Here is a 19,934-nt window from a genome sequence, read left to right as displayed (position 1 = left end):
CCCGCTGGGCTGGCCAGCCCGGCGAACAACCCGAAGAGAGGGAGGCTCCATGGATTTCGACGGACTCGACCAGCAGCTGCGTGACAGCCTGCTGGACCTGAAGCTGAGCAACGAGGAGCGCGACGAACTGCGCCAACTGGGCACCGAGCTGGGCCCGGACCAGGTGCGCTACCTGCGCAACCGCGCCTTCGACCTGGTGCGCGAGCTGGCCCTGGCCGACGCCGCCAACACCCTGCCGGCGCTGAAGTGGCTGGAGCAGGTGATCAAGACCCTGGACGTCAGCGCCGCGCCGGTGCGCAACATCGCCAGCGCCCACTTCAGCCCAGGCGAAGAATGCCGGCGCAAGATCCGCGAGCTGCTGCGCCAGGCACGGCAGGGCGTGGACATCTGCGTCTACACCATCTCCGACGACCAGCTCAGCAGCGAAATCCTCGCCTGCCACCAGCGCGGCATTGCGGTGCGGGTGATCAGCGACAACGAGAAGCTCTTCGACGAAGGCAGCGACATCCGCCAGCTGCAGGCCGCCGGCGTGCCCCTGCGCATCGACGACAGCCCCTTCCACATGCACCACAAGTTCGCCCTGTTCGATGGCCGCCTGTTGCTCAACGGCAGCTTCAACTGGACCCGCAGCGCCAGCACCAGCAACGAGGAAAACCTGCTGGTGATCGACAACGCGCACCTGGTCGGCAGCTACCAGGCCGAGTTCGAACAACTGTGGAAACGCTACGCCCCGCGCTGATTGAGCGCGGCACCGCTCTCGTAGGATGGGTAGAGGCACGAAACCCATCAATACGGACTCCCAGGCATCACGGATGTACCAGGCTCGAAACCGCCTGCTTGTACCGGGGCGACCTAGGGGGCAGCGCGTAGGGTGGGCCGGGCGGCGCTCCGCTTCAGCCCACCGCTTTCACCCCGCAGCCTCGACGCTCCCGAACGCCTCAATCCCCAACCCATCGCCAAAACACGCACCAACCGATTCAGCCCAACCCCCTGATTCCGGCACAATGCGCCGCTGGAAACCGCCTCGGGACGCCCCATGCCGTCGATCGCGAAACGCCTGTCCTTCTACCGCGCCTGCTACCAGGCCGATAGCCGCGAACTGCAACTGGACGATGTCAGCACCTTCAAGGCCGAGCGCTGGGGCTGGCTGGACGGGCGCGAGGAACTGGCCAGCGGTGCCATGCCCTTCGCCGCGCTCTCCGCCGAGCTGGGCGAGCACCTGTTGCAGCAGCAGAACCTCTACCAGCGCGAGCTGCAGCTGATCTACGGCGTGCTGCCGGTATGCGGGCGGCGCAGCGATGCCGAGGGCAAGGCGGTGCGCCACTGCGCGCCGCTGGTGTATTTCGAAGCGCGTCTGGAAAGCCTCGGCGAGGGCGCGCCACCGAGCCTGGCCATCGACCTGGCCCAGCCCCAGCTCAACCGCCGCCTGCTGCGCCAGCTGCTCAAGGCCGACGCCGAGCAGGGGCTGGAAAGCCTGCCGCTGCCCAGCGGCGCGCTGGACGATCACTACCTGGCCGACTTGATGGCCTGGCTGCAACGCTTCACCGTGGTCGGCGAGGTGCTCCCGGCCACCGCCTTCCCCGCCCTGGAAGACGCCGCGCCCCTGAAGAAGGCCATGGCTGCCCAGCGCCTGTCGCTGCGTTCGGCGGCACTGGTGGCCCTGGCCGAGCGCGGTGCCGGCAGCCGCGGCATCCTCCATGAACTGCAGTTGCTGCAGGGCGCGGAGCGCCATTCGCCGGCACTGCGGCAACTGCTCGGTGAAGATGCAGGGGCTGAGGTGGGCGGTGAAGCGGGCGCGACCCTCGGCACCCCCAGCCGTCCGGAAGCCCTGCCGGCCTCCCTCAGCCTGGCCCAGCGCCAGGCCCTGGCCAACGCCACCCGCTACCCCCTGAGTTTCGTCGCCGGGCCACCCGGCACCGGCAAGAGCTACACCCTGGCTGCCCTGGCCCTGGACCGCCACCTGCAGGGCGAGAGCGTGCTGCTGGTCAGCCGCAGCCAGCAGGCGGTCACGGTGATCGCCGACAAGCTGCGTGATGACCTCGGCCTGCGCGACGGCGTGTTGCAGGTGGAGGAGCAATCCCTGCTGCGCACCCTGCGTGCGCGCCTCGACCAACTGCTGCAGGGCGAACTGCCGCCGCTGGAGGAGGGCGCCGTGGCCCGCCAGCAGCGGGCACTGAAAGACCTGCTGGACGAGGAGGCCGCGCTGTCCCGGGCATTCGACAAGCGCAGCCGCCAGGCCCTGCGCTGGAGCGGCCTGCTGGTGCGCGCCGAGCGCGGCACCCTGGCCTTCTGGCAGCGCTGGCTGCAGGTGCCCTGGGTCGAGCGGCGGGTGCGCGGCAGCGTGCGCCACTGGCAGATACTCGACGACCTGCGCGATTGCCAGCGCCGCCGCGAGGCCCACAGCCGCCAGTACATCGACAGCCTGCGGGTGGAGCGCCTGCAACGCCTGCTGGACAGCGACCGGCAGACCTTCGTGCGCTACAACCAGGCGATCCGCGCGCGCAGCTCGCAGCGCCAGCAATCGCTGTTCGACGAGCTCGACCCGGCGCGCCTGCTCGCCGCCTTCCCCATCTGGGTGGTGAGCCTGGACGACCTGCACAAGGTGCTGCCGCTGCGCGAGGGGCTGTTCGACGTACTGGTGATCGACGAAGCCACCCAGTGCGACATCGCCAGCGCACTGCCGGCCCTGCAGCGTTGCAAGCGCGCGGTGGTGGCCGGCGACAGCCGCCAGCTGCGCCATGTGTCCTTCCTCTCCCGCGCCCAGGAGCGCCAGCTGCTGCAGCGCGCCGAACTGCCGGAGAGCGACCAGCAGGCCTGGAGCTACCGCGACAACAGCCTGCTCGACCTGGTGGGCGAGCGCCTGGCCAGCCAGCGTGCGCTGACCTTCCTCGACGAACACTTCCGTGGCCGCCCAGCGCTGATCCGCTTCAGCAACGAGGCCTTCTACAACGGCCGCATCCGGGTGATGAAGGAGCGCCCCGAGCAACTCGCCGCCGAAAGCCTCAGCCTGCACCGGCTGGAAGGCCAGCGCGTGCCGGCGGGGCACAACCCGGTGGAGGCGGAGCGTGCCCTGGCGCTGCTCGAAGAGCATGTCGGCCGCTACCGCGACAGCCAGATCAAGCCCAGCGTCGGCCTGCTCTCGCCCTTCCGCGACCAGGTGGAGCACCTGCGCCGCCTGCTCGCCGAGCGCCTGCCGGGCGAGTTGCTGGCGCAGTTCCGCGTGCGCGTGGCCACGCCCTACGGTTTTCAGGGCGAGGAGCGCGACCTGATGATCCTCAGCTTCGCCATCGACGCTGCCGGCGCCCAGGCCGCCCACTACCTCAACCGCGAAGACATGTTCAACGTCGCCATCACCCGCGCCCGCGAGCACCAGATGCTGCTGTTCAGCGGCGACGAGCGGCAGCTCGCCCCCGGTCACCTGCTGCGGCGCTACCTGGAACGCCTGGAACAGGGCCAGGGCCATGACCACGGCGGCCAGGCGGTGGATGCCTTCCAGCAGCAGGTGGCGGAGGCGCTGCAAGGGCAGGGCGTGCGCGTCTGGTCCGGCTACCCGGTGGCCGGGCATTGCCTGGACCTGTTCTGCCAGCGCGGCGAGCGGGTGCTGGCCATCGACCTGATCGGCTACCCCGGCGCCAGCGAGGACGTCTTCGACCTGGAGCGCTACCAGGTGCTGGCGCGCGCCGGGCTGGAAATGATCCCGCTCAGCTACGCGGTATGGACGCTGCAACCCCAGGTGGCCCTGGAGGCTTTGCTGATGCGGCTGTGAATGGCGGCTGGCCATTGGCCGACGGCAGGCCGTGGCGGGCGCACACGGTTACGCGTAAAGTGCGACGCGAGTCACATTTTCATTCGCTGCCCTTTCCGGTATCACCATGCACGCCCTCGCTCGTCACTCCAGCCCGCCGACCCTCTCCGGGGCGGCGATCGTCCGCCATGGAGTGGCGTCATGGCGCTGAACATCCCCACGCTGGTGCTGGTCGACGTCTACATCCTCATGCTCCTCGGCCTGCTGGCGGGCCGCGCCTGGCGCCGGGGCAGCCCCGAGCCCACCCTCGGCTACCTGAGCCTGATGCTGCTGCTCGGCGCGCTGGCCACGGTGCTCGGCAGCCTGCGCGGGATGAACATCGACCTGGTGCCCATCCTCCTCGGCAATATCGTGCTGCAGTTCAGCTGCGCCATGAACTGGACGGCCATGCGCGTGTTCGCCGGGCGCCGCGCGCACCTGCCGGGAATCCTCGCCGGGCCGTTGCTCTGGGCCGTGCTCTGCGCCGTGCCGGCCTTCTATGAATCGCTGCCGGCTCGGGTCTTCGTCAGCACGGCGCTGACCCTGGGCTACACCCTGCTCGCCGGCCTGGAGCTGTGGCGCGCGCGGCACGCGCTGCAGGTGTCCATCAAGCCGGCGCTGGCGCTGCACCTGATCCACTTCGTCACCTACGGCGTGCGCCTGGTGGTGGACCGGGGCGTGCCGTTCCAGGCCGCGGTGGACGGGCAGAGCACCGGTTTCTTCGCGGTGATGGTGTTCGAGACGCTGCTCTACGGCATCGGCATGGCCTTCGTCACCCTGGCGATGGTCAAGGAGCGCACCGAGCTGCAGTACAAGCACGCCGCCTTCAGCGACCCGCTCACCGGCATCGGCAACCGCCGCGCCTTCATGACCTCCGGCGAGGCGCTGCTCAAGGCCTGCGCGGCGCGCAAGGAGTCGGTGGCGCTGCTGCTCTGCGACCTCGACAACTTCAAGCAGCTCAACGACACCTTCGGCCATTCGGCCGGCGACGAGGTGCTGATGGGCTTCTGTGCGGTGACCTCGGCACGCATGCGCAAGCACGATGTGTTCGGCCGGATCGGCGGCGAGGAGTTCGCCTGCCTGCTGAGCGATGCCGATGCGGCCACCGCCACCCTGGTGGCCGAGCGCATCCGCCGCGAGTTCGCCGAAAGCGACCTGCTCGGACCGGGCCGCCTCAGCGTCAGCATCGGCATCGCCACCTCCTCCCAGGCCGGGCACGAGCTGTACCGCCTGCTGTCCCTGGCGGACAAGGCGCTCTACGAGGCCAAGAACCAGGGCCGCAACCGGGTGGAGCACTATCACGCCGCCATTCCCACCCGCCCCGCCCGGGGCAGTTGAAAAACGACCTGCGTGGCCATCGCGGCGTTAAAAACGGGCTCAAGACGCATGCGTCGGGTTGCACCCGACCTACAGGGCCAATTCGTAGGATGGGTAGAGCGGAGCGAAACCCATCAATGCGCAGTCCCAGGCATTACCGCGTGCCAAGTTCGACTCCGCCTGGTGGAGGTAAAAAGCGACCTCCACCCTACACGGCGGTCACGTCCCTGGGCGACTTCAGACTCGTAGGATGGGTAGAGCTCCGCGAAACCCATCAATGCGGGGTCCAGGCATTGCCGCAGTGCCGGGCTCGACTCCGCCTGGTGGAGGTAAAAAGCGACCTCCACCCTACACGGCGGTCATGTCCCTGGGCGACTTCAGACTCGTAGGATGGGTAGAGCTCCGCGAAACCCATCAATGCGGGGTCCAGGCATTGCCGCAGTGCTGGGCTCGACTCCGCCTGGTGGAGGTAAAGAGCGACCTCCACCCAGCGGTCACGTTCCAGCGGTGGCACGAGCGCTTTGTGTAGGGGCGACTTCAGTCGCCAAGCGGCGCGCAGCGCCTGGCATAGGGGGTAAAAACGTCAGCGAGGCAGTCAGCGCAAGGCGAAGACAGGCCAGAAAAGCGCAGTTTACGTGCTGTAAATGAGCATTTTTTGGCCTGGCTTCAACGCTGCGATGGCAACGCAGCTAGTTTTTTCAAGTGCCCAGGGCGCCGTTGGCGAGGGCATCGAGCAACTCCCTTTGCAACTCGTCGGCCCGCTGCGGCGCTTCCGGGCGCAGGCGTTCGATGGCCTGGCGCAGGCGGGCGAGGGGGTTCTCGGGGGCCATGAGGTTGCGCAGGTCGAGCAGGGCGATGGCTTGCGGGTAGCGCCCCTGGTCGATGTGCTGGCGCAGCAGCGTGGCGTCGAGGCCACGGCTGTCACCGTCCAGCTCCAGCAGTCGATCGCGCAGGGCGGTCGCGCGCTCGATCTGGTCGAGGGCGATGGCGGCTTCGGCCAGGGTTTCCAGGTACCAGGTGCGTTCGTCCGGGTCGTCGATTTCCTGCGCTTCCCAGAGCGCCACGGCCTTTTCCAGGGTCTCCAGGGCGGCATCCTGCAAGCCCAGCTGGTGCTGCAGGCGGGCCAGGTGGCAGGCCTGGTCCAACTGTTCATCCCAGTCCAGTTGCTGGCGCAGGGCGTCGAATTCCTCCAGGTCGGCGGTCATCCGTGCCGGGTCGCGGGCTTCCTCGCCCTGCAGCCGGCTGCGCAGTGCCAGCAGGCGCAGGCGTATCCAATCGGTCTCGTTATCCACCGCCTCCATGGCCTCCAGCCCCTGGTGCAGCAATGCTGCGCTCCAGGCCGGCTGGGCCTCGGTGCAGCGGCCGGCCAGCTCCAGGCGCAGCCAGGTGGCGTCGCTGCCGTCGAGGCCGCTGGCGCGCAGCAGGGTGTCGGCACGGGCGGTATCGGCATGGCCGGCGTGCCAGGCCATGAGGTCGGCCAGCAGCTCCAGGTGCATCTGTTCGGGGGCCAGGGCCAGCAGGCGTTCGGCCAGTTGCGGGCGCTCGCTGTCCAGGGCCAAGCGCAGCAGCTCGTGCCAGTCGAGGGCATGCAGCGGCATGTCCGGGCGCGCCAGCAGCTCCAGGGCCTGGGCTTCGCGGTTGCTTGCCAGCAGCAGGGTGATGGCGTCGTTGGCCAGCAGCGCGTCGGGGGCGACGGCCAGCTCGGTGAACAGGTCGAGGCGTTCCTGGGCCAGGCATTCCCGCAGCAGGGCCTGGAAGTCGGCGGGCGCGTCCTGCACCGGCACGCTGAGCATGGCGCGGGCGCGCTCCAGGCTGCGGTCGGCGGCTTCGGGGCGCTCCAGCTGGCGTTGCAGGCCGGCCAGCAGCAGGTTCTGGCGGACGGACAGGGCCTGGCCCACCTGGCCTTCCTGGCCGGCGGTGACGCTGTCGAGCAACTGCTGCGCCTGGTCCCGGCGGCCGGCGGCGGCCATCAGCGGGATGCTCAGCAGGGGGGCTTCGGGCAGGGGGCTGGCGCTGGCTTCCAGCAGGTCGAGGGCGGCGAGGGCGCCCGTCTGTTCCAGCTGGTTCTCCAGCATCGCCTCCAGGGCGGACTGGCGATAGCCGGCCGTGAGTTCGGCCAGGGCGCCCAGCGCCAGGTCGCGGTCGCCGGCGAGCAATAGCGCCGGGGCCACCTGGTGCATGGCCAACTGGCGTGCCTCGCCGTCCAGGCGCTGCGCCAACTGGTGGCCCAGGTGCGGTTCGAGCAGGGTGAGCAAGGCTACCCGGTTGATCTGTGCGGCGCCCTCGGCGCTGACGCGGGGGGCGTGGGTGCGTCGGGCCGAGCGCCACAGGGCGATGGCCAGGAGTGCCACGATGCCAGCCACGATGATGAACGCTTCCATTGGCTTCCTTTCCTGAAGTGCGGACCGGGGCGGCTTATAAAGGGGCCCGGCCCGGGCTGGCAACCCCGAGTCGCGCGGGCTGGGAACCCGAGCGCATTTCCGGGTGCCGAACGGCCGGACGGCGCCCGGGCGCGGTGCCGGGTTTCGGGTTAGACTTGCCGCCTTTTCGCCTAACCAAGAAGCCCGCACATGGCCCTGCAAGCGACGCCCTACAAAGTCGACCTCAATCTCACCGACCTCGATCGCAGCGTCTACGAGAACCTGCGTTTCACCGTCGCCAAGCACCCCTCGGAAACCGAGGAACGCCTGGCCGTGCGCCTGATCGCCTACGCGCTCTGGTACCACGAGCAGCTGGCGTTCGGCCGTGGCCTGTCGGACGTCGACGAGCCGGCGCTGTGGGAGAAGAGCCTCGACGACCGCGTCTTGCACTGGATCGAAGTCGGCCAGCCGGATGCCGAACGCATCACCTGGTGCTCGCGTCGCACCGAACGCTTCAGCCTGGTGGCCTACGGCAACCTGCGTGTATGGCAGACCAAGGTGCTCGACGGTGTGCGCAGCCTGAAGAACATCAATGTTGTGGGGGTCGACCAGGAAGCCCTGGAGAACCTCGCCAAGGATATGCCGCGCGCCATCAACTGGAGCGTGATGATCAGTGACGGCGAGCTGTTCATCACCGACGAGCGTGGCCAGCACGAGATTCCCCTGGAGTGGCTGGCCGGCGAACGCTGACCGCTGCCCCACGCGGCCGCCGGCTCCGTCGCGCGGCCCCCTGTTCCACGGCGGCGCCCCCGCCCCGCAAGCCTGAAGACTGAGCCGCATGCGTATCGATCCCCGCCCGTTGCCCGCCACCCTGCCTGACCTCGGCGACCTGCCGCCCCTGCTGACCCGCCTCTACGCCGCCCGTGGCGTGCAGTCCGCCGCCGAGCTGGACAAGGGCCTGGCGCGGTTGATCCCCTACCAGCAGCTCAAGGGCATCGACGCGGCGGTTGAACTGCTGGTGCAGGCCCTGGAACAGCGCCAGCGCATCCTCTATGTCGGCGACTTCGACGCCGACGGCGCCACCGCCAGTACCGTAGGCGTGCTCGGCCTGCGCATGCTCGGCGCGGCCCATGTCGACTACCTGGTGCCCAACCGTTTCGAATACGGCTACGGCCTGACCCCGGAGATCGTCGCCGTGGCCCTGGAGCGTCGCCCCGACCTGCTGGTGACCGTGGACAACGGCATCTCCAGCGTCGACGGCGTGGCGGCGGCCAAGGCGGCCGGGCTCAAGGTGCTGGTCACCGACCACCATCTGCCGGGCCCGGAACTGCCGGCGGCGGACGCCATCGTCAACCCCAACCAGCCGGGCTGCGAGTTCCCCAGCAAGGCCATGGCCGGCGTCGGCGTGATCTTCTACGTGCTGCTGGCCCTGCGCGCGCGCCTGCGCCAGCTGGACTGGTTCACCCGCACCGGCCGCCCGGATGCCAACCTCGCCGAGCTGCTCGACCTGGTGGCCCTGGGCAGCGTCGCCGACGTGGTGCCGCTGGATGCCAACAACCGCATCCTGGTGCACCAGGGCCTGGCACGCATCCGCGCCGGCCGTGCCCGCGCCGGGCTCAAGGCGGTGCTGGAAGTCGCCGGGCGCCCGGCGGCACGCATCACCTCCACCGACCTCGGCTTCATCCTCGGCCCGCGCCTCAACGCCGCCGGCCGCCTGGATGACATGAGCCTGGGCATCGAATGCCTGCTGTGCGAAGACGAGGCCCTGGCCCGCGACATGGCGGTGCAGCTCGACCAGCTCAACCAGGACCGCAAGGCCATCGAGCAGGGCATGCAGCGCGAAGCCCTGGCGCAGCTCAAGGACCTGCCCCTAGAAGACCTGCCCTTCGGCCTCTGCCTGTTCGAGGCGGACTGGCACCAGGGCGTGATCGGCATCCTCGCCTCGCGCATGAAGGAGCGTTACCACCGCCCAACCATCGCCTTCGCCGACGCCGGCGAGGGCCTGCTCAAGGGCTCGGCGCGCTCGGTGCAGGGGTTCCATATCCGTGACGCCCTGGACGCCGTGGCCGCGCGCCACCCGGGACTGATCAGCAAGTTCGGCGGCCACGCGATGGCCGCCGGGCTGTCCCTGCCTGTGGAAAACTTCGGCGCCTTCGCTGCGGCCTTCGACGCCGAGGTGCGCCGCCAGCTGGATGAGGAGGACCTCACCGGCCGCCTGCTTTCCGACGGCCAGCTGAGCATCCAGGAGTTCCACCTGGAACTGGCCCGCGCCCTGCGCCAGGCCGGCCCCTGGGGCCAGCATTTCCCCGAGCCGGTATTCCACGGCATCTTCCAGGTGGTGCAGCAGCGCCTGGTGGGCGAGCGCCACCTCAAGCTGGTGCTGAAGACCGAATGCGGCTCGGTGCAGCTGGACGGCATCGCCTTCAACATCGACCGCGACCAATGGCCCAACCCCACCGTGCGCTGGGCGGAAGTGGCCTACAAGCTGGACGTCAACGAATACCGTGGGCAGGAAAGCGTGCAACTGATGGTGGCGCACATCGCACCACGCTGATCCCCCTGCACGGTGATGACGGCTGTGTAGGGTGGATGACGCTTCATCCATCCACCGTGCGGGGTTTCGAGCGGCTGGTTGCGCATGGAGTGGGCGATGTTCCCCGTGCCACGTTCGACGCTGATTGCGCCGGCGGTACAGGGTGGGTAAGGGGGCGTAGGGTGGCGCTTCAGCCCACCGTTTCTCCGACCCCCAGCCATTTCGAAGTCCTGCCGAACTCCCGTGTCCCGGCACAGCCGCGTGCCACGTTCGACGCCGCCCGGTGGAGGTAAAAAGCGACCTCCACCCTACGCAGCGGTCATCTCCGCGCGTCAGCCCGGCAGTGCTGTAGGGGCGACTTCAGTCGCCAAGCGGCGCGCAGCGCCGCCGTTTCCGGGCCTTACCAGCAGTGTTCACTTGTACCGCGCCGCCGCGCTGCTGCGGGACATGTTCGGGCCGAGCTTGGTGCGGGCGCTGACCACGGCGGCCCAGTCGCCGGCGTCGGGCAGCGAGGGGATGGTGACCAGTTCGCCCTGGTCGAAGCCGGCCAGCGCGGCGTCCACCATCTCGCCGGCTTCCATGATCATGTTCGGGTCCAGGTGCGCGGCGTCGATGCCGGAGCGCTCCCAGATCTCGGTGCGGGTGATGCCCGGCAGCACGGCCTGCACCTGCACGCCCTTGGGCGCGATCTCGTGGTTCAGCGTCTGGGTCAGGCTCAGTACATAGGCCTTGGTGGCGCTGTAGGTGGCGTTGAACATCTCGGGGATCAGCGCGACCACCGAGGCGAGGTTGATGATCGCGCCTTCGCCGGCCTCGCCGAAGCGCTTGGCGGCGACCACCGAGAGGTGGGTGAGGGCGGTGACGTTGAGCTCGATCATGGAGTCGATCTGGTCCAGGTCGGCATCGGCCAACTGGCCGTTCTGCGCCACCCCGGCGTTGTTCACCAGCACCTTGATGGCGGCATCGCTGGCCAGGCGCTGTTCCACCGCACGCAGGTCGGCGCGCTGGGTCAGGTCGGCCTTGAGGGTTTCCACCTTCACGCCGTATTCGCCGCCGAGGCGTTTGGCCAGTTCGTCGAGGCGTTTCTGGTCGCGGGCCACCAGCAGCAGGTCGAGGCCACGGCGGGCCAGGCGTTCGGCGTAGGTGGCGCCGATCCCGGAGGATGCGCCAGTGATCAGTGCGGTGCCCTTGAGGTTGTGCGAGCTCATTGCGGTGTCTCCGGGAAGAGGGGGGGATGTTTATATGATGCGTGTAATTCACGATTTATATTATGACTATAATTTTAACTGTCAAGCACAGGATCAGAGTCATTCAAGCGGAGCGACGAAAGGATTCCAGGCCGCTGACCGCAAGCTGACGGGTGGCATGGCCGGTGGGCTCCGGGCTGATGAACGGCCGTGAACCGCAGCCGCAGCGGCCGGTCAATTGCCCCGTGGTCGCCAGGATGGCAGGACGCGGATGCGGACCATGTCGACGTGGCAGCCGAGTGGCCGCCGCTGCGTAGCCAATGACCGGCCCCCGCCGAAAGGAACTCGCCATGACCCAGCCCCGCACCCGCACCCTCACCCGGCCGCGCCTGGCCACCTCGCTGATGCTCGCCTCCCTGCTCGCGCTGCCGACCCTCGGCATGGCGCGGGATTTCCAGGTCACCCGCACCGATGACGGCTTCGACGGCCTCTGCGATGCCGACTGCACGCTGCGCGACGCGGTGGAAGCCGCCAACCGCCTGGGTGGCAAGAACCGCATCGTCCTGCCCGCCGGCATCTACGCCCTGACCCTGCCGCCGACCATGGGGGAGGAGGGCGAGATCCTCGACGAGGACCAGAACCTCAACGGTGACCTCGATGTGCGGGCCGGCAACCTGACCCTGGTCGGTGCCGGCGTGGGTGCCAGCGTCATCGACGGTTCGGGCCTGGACCGCCTGCTGGAGATCGACCTCGGCGTCACCGTGTTGCTCCAGGACCTGACCCTGCGCAACGGCTACACCACCAGCAACGGCGGTGCCATCGAGAACTTCGGCTACCTGGTGGTGCGCCGTGTGGCCTTCCAGGACAACCGCGCCAGCTTCGGCTTCTACGATGGCGACGGCGGCGCGATCTCCAACCGCGGCACCCTGGAAGTCCACAGCTCGGTGTTCGAGCGCAACCGGGCCGACTTCGGCGACTCCGGCCGCGCCCTGGGCGGGGCCATCTTCAACGGCGGCCTGCTCACCCTGCGCGACAGCCTGTTCAGCGAGAACGTCACCAACGGCGACGACGTGGTCGCCCTGGGCGGCGCGCTGTTCAACACCGGCACTGCCGACGTGGCCCGCAGCGCCTTCCTCCACCACCGCGCCGATGGGCCCGGCGTGGTCATCCGCAATGACGGCAACGGCGTGCTCAGGCTGACCAACGTCACCGTCTCCGGGAAGAACGCCAACGGCGAGGGGGATTACGACGCCGTGGTTGCCAACGGCTCCGACTACCCGATGTTCGCCGGTACGCCGAGCCTGCAACTGGTCAACGTCACCATCGCCGACAACCTCACCCTCGGCCTGCTCAACCATGGCCGTCTGTCGGTTCGCAACAGCCTGATTGTCGGCAACGGCAACGAATCCATCGGCCCGGCCAACTGCGCCAATGGCGGTGATACGACGAGCTACCAGGCCAGTGGCCTGCTGCTGGGCACCGATACCGGCAACTGCACCGCCGACATCCATGTCAACGATGCCGAGGCCTTCACCCGGGTGCTCTACCCGCTGGCGGCCAATGGTTCCAGCCTGCCGACCCACGCCCTGCGCCCGCGCAGCCCGGCGGTGGACACCGGCGTCGGCTCCTGCACCCGGCAGGACCAGCGCGGTTCCATGCGGCCACGGGATGGCGATGGCGACGGCATGGCGCTGTGCGACCTGGGTGCCTATGAGCGGCCCAAGCCCTGAGGCACAGGCGGATTTTTTGCAAATTGTTTCAAACCTGACGCATCGATTGGAAAAAGCAATTTCAGGATCGGCCCGGTTCGGCTGATAAGACTGGAGCTGCAATCCGAATTGGCAGGGACGCTGGCGAGACCCCAACCCGCAGGTACTGCCATGTCCATACGATCCATCACCATCGCTTCGCGCGCTTCCCTGTGTTTCGCACTGATCACCCTGCTGGTGATCGTCCTCGGTGGTTTCTCATGGCAGCAGATGCATGTGCTGCGGGGTGCTGAACAGGACATCGAGACCAACTGGCTACCCTCCATTCAGACCGCCAACGACATCCAGACCAGCCTGCTGCACGTCCGCCTGGAGAGCCTGCGGCTGCTGGCCAGCACCACCCCCGACGAACAGCGCAACGCGCTCGACCAGTTGCAGAGCGCGCGCCAGACCCTGACCGAGAAAAGCGAGCACTATCGCCGTAACATGATCACCAGTGCCGAAGAGCAGCGCGTGTTCGATGGCTCGGCGCAGGCCCTGCAGGCCTACATGGCTGGGTTGCAGAAGCTGATCGACCTGCAAGGCCGCGACCCCGCCCAGGCATTGCTCTGGGCCAACGGCGGCCAACGCGACCTGGCGACGACCTACCAGCAGCACGTGACCAAGCTGATCGACCTCAACGCCGCTGGCGTCAAGCGCTCGGGCGTTGCCGCCAGCGATGCCTACGACACCAGCATCAACATCGTCATCGGCTCGGTGCTGCTGGCCCTGGCGATGACCGTGGCCCTGGCCATGACCCTCACCCGCAGCATCGTGCGGCCCCTGGGCGACTCGCTGCGCTTCGCCGAATCCATCGCCAAGGGCGACCTGACCCGCACCGTCGAGGTCAGCGGCCAGGACGAGGCCACGCGCCTCAGCGAAGCCCTGCAGCGGATGCAGGAGAACCTGCGGCAGACCATCCGGCAGATTTCCGATTCCTCCATCCAGCTCGCCTCGGCGGCGGAGGAAATGACCACCGTCACCGAGCAGGGCAGCCTCACCCTGCAGCAGCAGAACTCCGAGATCGAGCAGGCCGCCGCAGCGGTCAACCAGATGACCGCCGCCGTGGAGGAGGTGGCCCGCAACGCCGCCTCGGCCTCCACCTCGGCGCGCCAGTCCAGCGAAGCGGCGAACCTGGGCAACCAGCGCGTGGCTGAAACCCTGGAGGCGATCCGCAGCCTCTCGGTGCAGGTGCAGGAAACCGAAGCCCAGGTGCAGGGCCTGGCCCAGCAGGCGGTGGACATCAGCCAGGTGCTCAACGTCATTCGTGCCATCGCCGAGCAGACCAACCTGCTGGCCCTCAACGCCGCCATCGAAGCGGCGCGGGCCGGCGAGCAGGGCCGTGGCTTCGCCGTGGTGGCCGACGAGGTGCGCGCCCTGGCCCATCGCACCCAGACCTCGACCCTGGAGATCGAGAAGATGATCGCCTCCATCCAGAACGGCACCGGCTCGGCGGTTCAGGCCATGCAGGCGAGCAACAGCCAGGCCCAGGCCACGCGCCTGTCCGCCGACGAGGCCGGGCGCGCCCTGCAGGAAATCACCGAAGCGGTGGGCACCATCGACGAGCGCAACCTGCAGATCGCCACCGCCTCGGAGCAGCAGGCCCACGTCGCCCGCGAGGTGGACCGCAACCTGATGAGCATCCGCGACCTGTCGATCCAGAGCGCCGCCGGCGCCCACCAGACCACGGTCGCCAGCAGCGAAGTGGCGCGCCTGGCGGTGGACCTGAAAGGGCTGGTGGCACGCTTCAGCGTGTAAGGCGATTTCCGGGGCGACCGTAGGGGCGAATTCATTCGCCCCGCGCCGCCTCTCCCGGTGGGAACGAATTCATTGGCTCTGTCGGCGTTAGCTGTTGTGGTTTTAATGCAAGTGCTCAAGCACGGTGCTTTCCGGGCACCAAAGGATTTCTGCCACCGCCACAGCATGGGTTTCGCTTCGCTCTACGCCATCCTACGAAAGCCGCCGTTACGTGCACGTTGGGTTGGTGCGCACATCAATGTGTGGATTTGAGCGAAGAAAGTTGGAGCAGCCGCCAACGCCCCTCCAGGAGGCCGAACGCAGTCGTTGCGCCGGGGGACGAGCGGCATGGATGCCGCGAGAGGCGCGCCAGGCCATGGATGGCCCATCGCGCCGGCCCCCAGACGACGCTTGCGGCGAACGCACTGCAGTGCGGCCCGAAGGGCGAGCGTAGCGAGTAACGACGATGGAGTGAGGGAACCCCGGCGAAGCCGGGGCCGGATGACGGGGCATGTATGGATCAACCACATGGGTAACAAAAGAGTTCAGTCACATGGGTGACACTTTCAAGGATAGATAACCCTCCTTCTGCTCTTGCTCATCTACGCGACCAATCACAACCGGGCCGAAATGCACGGCCCAGAGTTCTTCACCAATCTGCTCCAATCCAATCTGTTCGTGCTTGAGCAGGTGCCCTACGTAGATACGTAGTCCCCTTCGATTGAGGATGCCGTTGCAATCTGCCCGATAGACTTCGACATGGCCCGGATACGTCAGCTCCGGCAACTGTTCTGGATAAGTACGTGGTGACTCCTTGTAGCACTGGCTGGGTGTCTGCTGCTTCAGGGCCTCATGAGGTCTCTGCTGGTTGTAGTTCTGAATGAACTCATCGAAGCGCTGCTGTTGCTCTGCCATGTGCGCCGCCACAGGCTGGGTGACTGCTCGTTTCAAGGTCCGGTGCATGCGCTCATGCCGCCCATTCTGCTCAGGCCGCCCCGGGGCTATGCGCTCCGGAATGATCCCCAGACGTAGCCACCAGATCGATAGCTGGGTCAGGCCAGTTCTGCCCGTACTGGCAAACGGTGTTCCGTTGTCGGTCCGCAGGCGCAGTGGCAGTCCATGGCAACGAAACAGCCGCTCAAAGGCTGCCTTGGTCTCCTCCAGTCGTGTCCCTGCCATGCCCTCGCAGGCCAGGAGGTATCGGCTGGCATGATCCATAACCGTCAGGGGGTAGCACCACTTACCGTCCTGGGTCAGAAACTGGCCTTTGTAATCTGCGCTCCAGAGCTCATTGGGCTCGTGGGTCGTCTTCAGCGGTTTTGGATAACTCGGTACCCGGCGGCGAACTCGTCGGGGGGCGATAAGGCCCTCCAGTTTGAGGATGGTGTAGATCGTGGTCCTGGAGGGACTCTGCCCGGGGTAACGTCGCTCAACCAGCGCCTGGATTTTCTTGGGCCCTAGCTCAACCTCCGAGCGCCGTCGCAAGTCGAGGATGTACTCGCGAATGACATAAGGAGTTCGCTCCTGCTCGTGACGCTTTCGGCTCTGCTCGGCAAGCCCTTGCATGCCGGCTTGCTTGTAACGCTCAACCCACTTGTAGCCTGTCTTGCGGCTAATGCCGAAATGCTCACAAAGCCCAGTGAAGCTGCTCACCTGCCTGAGGTAATCAGCGATGAACAATACTTTTTCGTCCATAGGTTTCAGCTCTCGCCAAGGCATGGGGCACCCTCCTGAGGGAACCCCGCTAGGTTAAAAACTGTAACCCATGTGGTTGAACCGATTTGTCACCTATGTGGGTGAGTCATACCGGCAAGCGTTTTTGGTTCCTTTTTTGGCGATTGAAAAAAGGGACTCGCCCGGGGGGGGGGCGAAACCAGAAACATCATCAGAGCTCGGCAATCAGCTGGGCTCAATTCTTCTAGCAACACTTAACGCAGACAGAGCCAATTCATTCGCGAAACGTTTCACCGAGCGGTTTCATCATGGCCCATCGCTGTGTTGGGCCTCGCTGCGCTCGGCGCCAACCTACGGAGCCGTTCTGCGCTTCGTTGGGGTTGGTCTCAGCTCACCGCTTCCCGGCATGGGAACCATCTCCCACTCCCACGGACGAACACCTGTAGGCCTCTGGACAAGCGGCCTGGCGGCGGCATAGCGTTGCCGGGCGCCGGGTTGGCGTGGTTTTCACAGCGTTCCAAGGAGTAATGGTGTTCGATCTTCTCAAGCCGATGTTGTACGTCCGGGTCTATCGCAACCGCATGCTGATCCGCGAACTCGTGGCCCAGCGTGAGCAGGACGTGCATGCCACTTTCAGCACCGAGCGCTTGCTGGTGGGGCAGTTCAACGATGCCCGTGTCGCGCTGCGCCAGGCCATCAAGCTGATGCTGCGTGGCCAGTGGATGTCCATGGCGCCGACCATCCTCGTGCACCCCATGGAGATGATCGAAGGCGGCCTGTCCCAGGTGGAGGAGCGCATCTTCCATGAGCTCGGCGCCGGCATCGGCAGCCGCCGGGTGCGGGTGCATATCGGCGATGAGCTGAACGACGAGGCCGTGCGCCGCCAGTTGGCTGTGCGATGAGCGCGGAGTTGGTCGAGCGCTGGTTCGGCGCGGGCTTCGCCGGGCTGCACCCCTTGTTGCAGCAGCTGCACCGCCAGGGCGGGGTGCTCCAGGGCGAGGTGGAGCTGGCGACCGGCAGCGGTCTTGCCGGTTGGCTGGGTCGCCGGCTGGCGGCGAAGCTGGGGCTTCCCCTGGGGGCGCGACGGGTGCCCTTGCGGGTGGATATCCACAGCGACGAGGCGGGCCTGCACTGGAATCGGCGCTTCGGCGAATCCGCCACCCTGGTTTCCCTGTTCCGCCCCGTGGGGCACTGGCCGGATGGGCACTGGGAGGAAAGCACCGGTGCCTTGCGCCTGGCCCTGAAGGTAGACAGCCACGACGGCGGCTGGCGCTGGGTGCCGATTGCGGCCTGGGTGCGTGGCCTCCGTGTGCCGCTGTTCCTGTTGCCGCGTACCACCGCCTACAAGCGCATCGAAGACGGGCGTTATCACTTTTTCGTCGGCTTCTCCCTGCCGGGGTTGGGGACGTTGTTGTCCTATAGCGGTGGTTTGGAACTGGTGCCGGCGGTGGTGGTGGAGGCGGGGTGAAGTCCGATCGCGAATGAATTCGCTCCCACAGGAAGAGCGGCGACGCTGCGCGCCGCTTGGCGACTGAAGTCGCCCCTGCAGATGCGTCCCCACCGGAGGGGCTGACCGTTGTGTGGAGGTCGCTGTTTACCTCCGGGCGGAGTCGAACCAGGCACCGCGTTATGCCTGAAACCCTGCAAGCCCCATAAAAAACGGGCTCCATCAGGGAGCCCGTCCTCTTCATCGGTTGACGATCAACCCAGCTCGCCCACCGCCCTCCAGGCTTCGTCGATGGCCGCGTGGGCGTAGGCGCTCCAGGCGGCGTCGGAGTTGGCGATGGTGACGTTGCCGACCTTGGTGCGGGCCAGGTTCATCAGCTTCTCGCTCTCGTCCTCATCGTCGAACAGGCTGTTGGCGAAGTAGGCGTAGCCGTGGGACCAGCGGTTCACGGTGATGCCGAGGATGTCCTTCTGGTGGTCGAAACCGACCGGGCCGAGCATGGCCTGGAGCTGGTCGCGGATGGCCTTTTCCATCTGCTCGAAGCTCATGGCGTAGAGCTTGGTGCGGCCGACCCGCGCCTGGGTGCGGGCGTCCATACCCATGTTCGGGCTGGTGGGCACGTGGACCATGTGCAGGCCGATGGGCTGGTTCGGGTCGCGCGGGTGGCGGTAGCCGCCGATGTCCACCGGGTAGTCGAGCTTGACCCGGCTGTAGGGCTGGTTCGGCGCGTAGATCTCGTGCACGCCGAGCTTGCGGAAGCTCTGCCAGTTGCGGATCACCACCTTGGTGTACACCAGCGGGAATTTCACGTTCTGTGCCAGGGCGTGGGTCTGCTCGGCGGAGAGGTCGCGCAGGATGTAGGGGATGATCATGTTGTAGCAGGCCAGCACCGTGTGCTTGCCGCGCACGCGGTGCAGTTGGCCGCCACGGCTGTAGCCGACGTCCACGCCGCCGTCGCGGTTGCGCACGCTGACCACGGTGCTGTTCAGGCGCAGGCGCACCGGGCTCCTGGCTTCGTCGAGCTTGGCGTAGTCGAAGTCGGCGAGGACGATGTCGTCCATGCCCTTGCCCGAGGCCACGGCCGGAATCAGGCCGCGCACCAGCAGGCGCGCCAGCGAGGCGTTGCCGTCGGGGAAGTGGTAGATGTACGGCTCTTCCATCTCCGCCTTGGCCTCTTCGCTGACAGGGGAGAGGTCCATGGCGGCGAAGCCGGGGAAGCCCACCGAGTAGGCGTCGGCGGCGGCCACGGCGTCGATGCTCAGGGCCGAGAAGTCGTTGGTGCGGGCGAGGAAGTAGCGGGTGGCCGCTTCGCTCAGACCCACGTCCTTGCGCAGGAAGTCCTGGTAGCTGGTCTTGGCCAGGTGCGCTTCCTTCTCCTCGCGGCTCTTGCCGGCGAGGTAGTCGCGGGGCGCCTCGTGCAGGTCGATCAGCGCCTGGCGGTCGGCCTCGGGCAGCGGGAAGTCATTGATGAACGCACGCCAGCTGCGGGCGTTGAGTTTTTCCGGGGCGATGTCGTCGGCCACCATGGGCGTCGGGTCGCCGGTCACCAGCTTGTCCTGGCCGAAGCCGGCCTTGTCGAAGAACACCCCACGGGACAGGCCCAGGCCCGGGTAGAAGTCGCGGTCGAAGGCGGTCTCGAAGCGGTCGATATCCACGCCCAGCTGCTTGAGCAGGCCGTTGACCTCGGTGCTGTAGAGACTCTTGGGCGACTGGAAGGCCTCGCTGCCTCCGTAGCCGAGGATCATCCGCCCGCCGGCCTGGAATTCGTTGCGCTTGGCGTGGCCGCCGAAGTCGTCGTGGTTCTCGACGATGAGCACCCGCGCCTGTGGGTTCTTCTGGCGGTAGAACCAGGCCGCGGCGAGGCCGCTGATGCCGCCGCCGACCACCACCAGGTCGTACTCCTCTTCGATCTTCAGGCCGTCGGTGTCGAACACCTTCTTCTCCCAGCCCATCTGGTGCGCCACCTCGAAGGCGCCGGGGTGGCTACCGCGCAGGCCGGTGAGGGCGGGCGGGTAGTAGCGGCCGGAGGGGGCGGCCTGGAGCAGCTGCAGCGGGGTGAGTCCGGCGCCGATGGCGAGGGCAGCGCCGTTGAGGAAGTCGCGGCGGGTGATGGTCATGGTGTACCTGCAAGGCGTTGTCGTTTTTAT

General features: G+C 67.3%; 13 protein-coding genes and 1 pseudogene. 10 read left to right on the top strand and 4 right to left on the bottom strand.

The window, feature by feature from the left end:
- Nucleotides 1–49 precede the first annotated feature (49 nt).
- The 3 genes from ACXI0U_RS17860 (at nucleotide 50) to ACXI0U_RS17850 (ending at nucleotide 5,122) form a co-directional block, all read left to right on the top strand.
- Nucleotides 50–739, top strand: a complete 690-nt coding sequence (locus ACXI0U_RS17860; protein WP_021217059.1) for a phospholipase D-like domain-containing protein — start codon at nucleotides 50–52, stop codon at nucleotides 737–739.
- Nucleotides 740–1,036: 297 nt separating this feature from the next.
- Complete coding sequence (locus tag ACXI0U_RS17855) at nucleotides 1,037–3,766, top strand: AAA domain-containing protein (RefSeq protein WP_479550621.1); 2,730 nt, start codon at nucleotides 1,037–1,039, stop codon at nucleotides 3,764–3,766.
- Nucleotides 3,767–3,946: 180 nt separating this feature from the next.
- Nucleotides 3,947–5,122 carry a GGDEF domain-containing protein gene (locus tag ACXI0U_RS17850; RefSeq protein ID WP_479550620.1) on the top strand — a complete coding sequence of 392 codons (1,176 nt, stop codon included), beginning with the start codon at nucleotides 3,947–3,949 and terminating at the stop codon, nucleotides 5,120–5,122.
- A 677-nt stretch (nucleotides 5,123–5,799) separates the two neighbouring features.
- On the opposite strand, the gene ACXI0U_RS17845 is transcribed toward ACXI0U_RS17850, so the two are convergent.
- Nucleotides 5,800–7,482 carry a hypothetical protein gene (locus ACXI0U_RS17845; protein ID WP_479550619.1) on the bottom strand — a complete coding sequence of 561 codons (1,683 nt, stop codon included), beginning with the start codon at nucleotides 7,480–7,482 and terminating at the stop codon, nucleotides 5,800–5,802.
- Nucleotides 7,483–7,671: 189 nt separating this feature from the next.
- Here ACXI0U_RS17845 and ACXI0U_RS17840 point away from each other — a divergent pair, with 189 nt between their 5' ends.
- A complete protein-coding gene (locus tag ACXI0U_RS17840) occupies nucleotides 7,672–8,211 on the top strand; it encodes a YaeQ family protein (protein ID WP_021217192.1) in 540 nt (179 codons plus the stop codon).
- 88 nt (nucleotides 8,212–8,299) lie between these two features.
- Nucleotides 8,300–10,015 carry a single-stranded-DNA-specific exonuclease RecJ gene (recJ, locus tag ACXI0U_RS17835; RefSeq protein ID WP_021217191.1) on the top strand — a complete coding sequence of 572 codons (1,716 nt, stop codon included), beginning with the start codon at nucleotides 8,300–8,302 and terminating at the stop codon, nucleotides 10,013–10,015.
- Nucleotides 10,016–10,407: 392 nt separating this feature from the next.
- Here recJ and ACXI0U_RS17830 read toward each other — a convergent pair whose 3' ends face one another.
- Nucleotides 10,408–11,202: an SDR family NAD(P)-dependent oxidoreductase gene (locus ACXI0U_RS17830; protein WP_021217190.1), complete on the bottom strand. Its 795-nt coding sequence runs from the start codon at nucleotides 11,200–11,202 to the stop codon at nucleotides 10,408–10,410.
- Between the two features lie 329 nt (nucleotides 11,203–11,531).
- On the opposite strand from ACXI0U_RS17830, the gene ACXI0U_RS17825 reads away from it, so the two are divergent.
- From ACXI0U_RS17825 to ACXI0U_RS17815, 3 genes and pseudogenes are all read left to right on the top strand, one after another.
- Nucleotides 11,532–12,911, top strand: coding sequence for a choice-of-anchor Q domain-containing protein (locus ACXI0U_RS17825; protein WP_431482585.1), 1,380 nt, complete (start codon nucleotides 11,532–11,534; stop codon nucleotides 12,909–12,911).
- Between the two features lie 150 nt (nucleotides 12,912–13,061).
- Nucleotides 13,062–13,832: pseudogene (locus tag ACXI0U_RS17820) on the top strand (MCP four helix bundle domain-containing protein); the annotation flags it as partial.
- Nucleotides 13,824–14,687, top strand: coding sequence for a methyl-accepting chemotaxis protein (locus ACXI0U_RS17815; RefSeq protein ID WP_374981941.1), 864 nt, complete (start codon nucleotides 13,824–13,826; stop codon nucleotides 14,685–14,687). The pseudogene ACXI0U_RS17820 and the gene ACXI0U_RS17815, both read left to right, overlap by 9 nt.
- A 528-nt stretch (nucleotides 14,688–15,215) precedes the next feature.
- Here ACXI0U_RS17815 and ACXI0U_RS17810 read toward each other — a convergent pair.
- Nucleotides 15,216–16,385 (bottom strand): integrase core domain-containing protein, encoded by a 1,170-nt coding sequence (locus tag ACXI0U_RS17810; protein ID WP_111264892.1) that lies wholly within the window; start codon nucleotides 16,383–16,385, stop codon nucleotides 15,216–15,218.
- Nucleotides 16,386–16,870: 485 nt separating this feature from the next.
- Between ACXI0U_RS17810 and ACXI0U_RS17805 the strand changes: the two genes are divergently transcribed.
- Nucleotides 16,871–17,242, top strand: coding sequence for a hypothetical protein (locus ACXI0U_RS17805; RefSeq protein ID WP_265169622.1), 372 nt, complete (start codon nucleotides 16,871–16,873; stop codon nucleotides 17,240–17,242).
- On the top strand, nucleotides 17,239–17,808 hold the full coding sequence (locus ACXI0U_RS17800; RefSeq protein ID WP_479550618.1) for a DUF4166 domain-containing protein: 570 nt from the start codon (nucleotides 17,239–17,241) through the stop codon (nucleotides 17,806–17,808). The genes ACXI0U_RS17805 and ACXI0U_RS17800 overlap by 4 nt, the downstream gene beginning before the upstream one ends.
- A gap of 233 nt (nucleotides 17,809–18,041) precedes the next feature.
- On the opposite strand, the gene ACXI0U_RS17795 is transcribed toward ACXI0U_RS17800, so the two are convergent.
- Complete coding sequence (locus ACXI0U_RS17795) at nucleotides 18,042–19,904, bottom strand: NAD(P)-binding protein (RefSeq protein ID WP_479550617.1); 1,863 nt, start codon at nucleotides 19,902–19,904, stop codon at nucleotides 18,042–18,044.
- Nucleotides 19,905–19,934: the final 30 nt, after the last annotated feature.

This window comes from Pseudomonas sp. C9D1 (assembly GCF_056491235.1).
Note: the sequence above shows the minus strand (reverse complement) of the source record. Positions and strands in the feature narration are given on the sequence as shown.

What these genes read in the sequence shown, in the direction of transcription:
- ACXI0U_RS17845 (WP_479550619.1), bottom strand. Translation starts at nt 7,482, where the DNA reads ATGGAAGCGTTCATCATCGTGGCTGGCATCGTGGCACTCCTGGCCATC.
- ACXI0U_RS17810 (WP_111264892.1), bottom strand. Translation starts at nt 16,385, where the DNA reads ATGCCTTGGCGAGAGCTGAAACCTATGGACGAAAAAGTATTGTTCATC.
- ACXI0U_RS17795 (WP_479550617.1), bottom strand. Translation starts at nt 19,904, where the DNA reads ATGACCATCACCCGCCGCGACTTCCTCAACGGCGCTGCCCTCGCCATC.
- ACXI0U_RS17850 (WP_479550620.1), top strand. Translation starts at nt 3,947, where the DNA reads ATGGCGCTGAACATCCCCACGCTGGTGCTGGTCGACGTCTACATCCTC.
- recJ (WP_021217191.1), top strand. Translation starts at nt 8,300, where the DNA reads ATGCGTATCGATCCCCGCCCGTTGCCCGCCACCCTGCCTGACCTCGGC.
- ACXI0U_RS17840 (WP_021217192.1), top strand. Translation starts at nt 7,672, where the DNA reads ATGGCCCTGCAAGCGACGCCCTACAAAGTCGACCTCAATCTCACCGAC.
- ACXI0U_RS17830 (WP_021217190.1), bottom strand. Translation starts at nt 11,202, where the DNA reads ATGAGCTCGCACAACCTCAAGGGCACCGCACTGATCACTGGCGCATCC.
- ACXI0U_RS17825 (WP_431482585.1), top strand. Translation starts at nt 11,532, where the DNA reads ATGACCCAGCCCCGCACCCGCACCCTCACCCGGCCGCGCCTGGCCACC.
- ACXI0U_RS17860 (WP_021217059.1), top strand. Translation starts at nt 50, where the DNA reads ATGGATTTCGACGGACTCGACCAGCAGCTGCGTGACAGCCTGCTGGAC.
- ACXI0U_RS17855 (WP_479550621.1), top strand. Translation starts at nt 1,037, where the DNA reads ATGCCGTCGATCGCGAAACGCCTGTCCTTCTACCGCGCCTGCTACCAG.
- ACXI0U_RS17800 (WP_479550618.1), top strand. Translation starts at nt 17,239, where the DNA reads ATGAGCGCGGAGTTGGTCGAGCGCTGGTTCGGCGCGGGCTTCGCCGGG.
- ACXI0U_RS17815 (WP_374981941.1), top strand. Translation starts at nt 13,824, where the DNA reads ATGCAGGAGAACCTGCGGCAGACCATCCGGCAGATTTCCGATTCCTCC.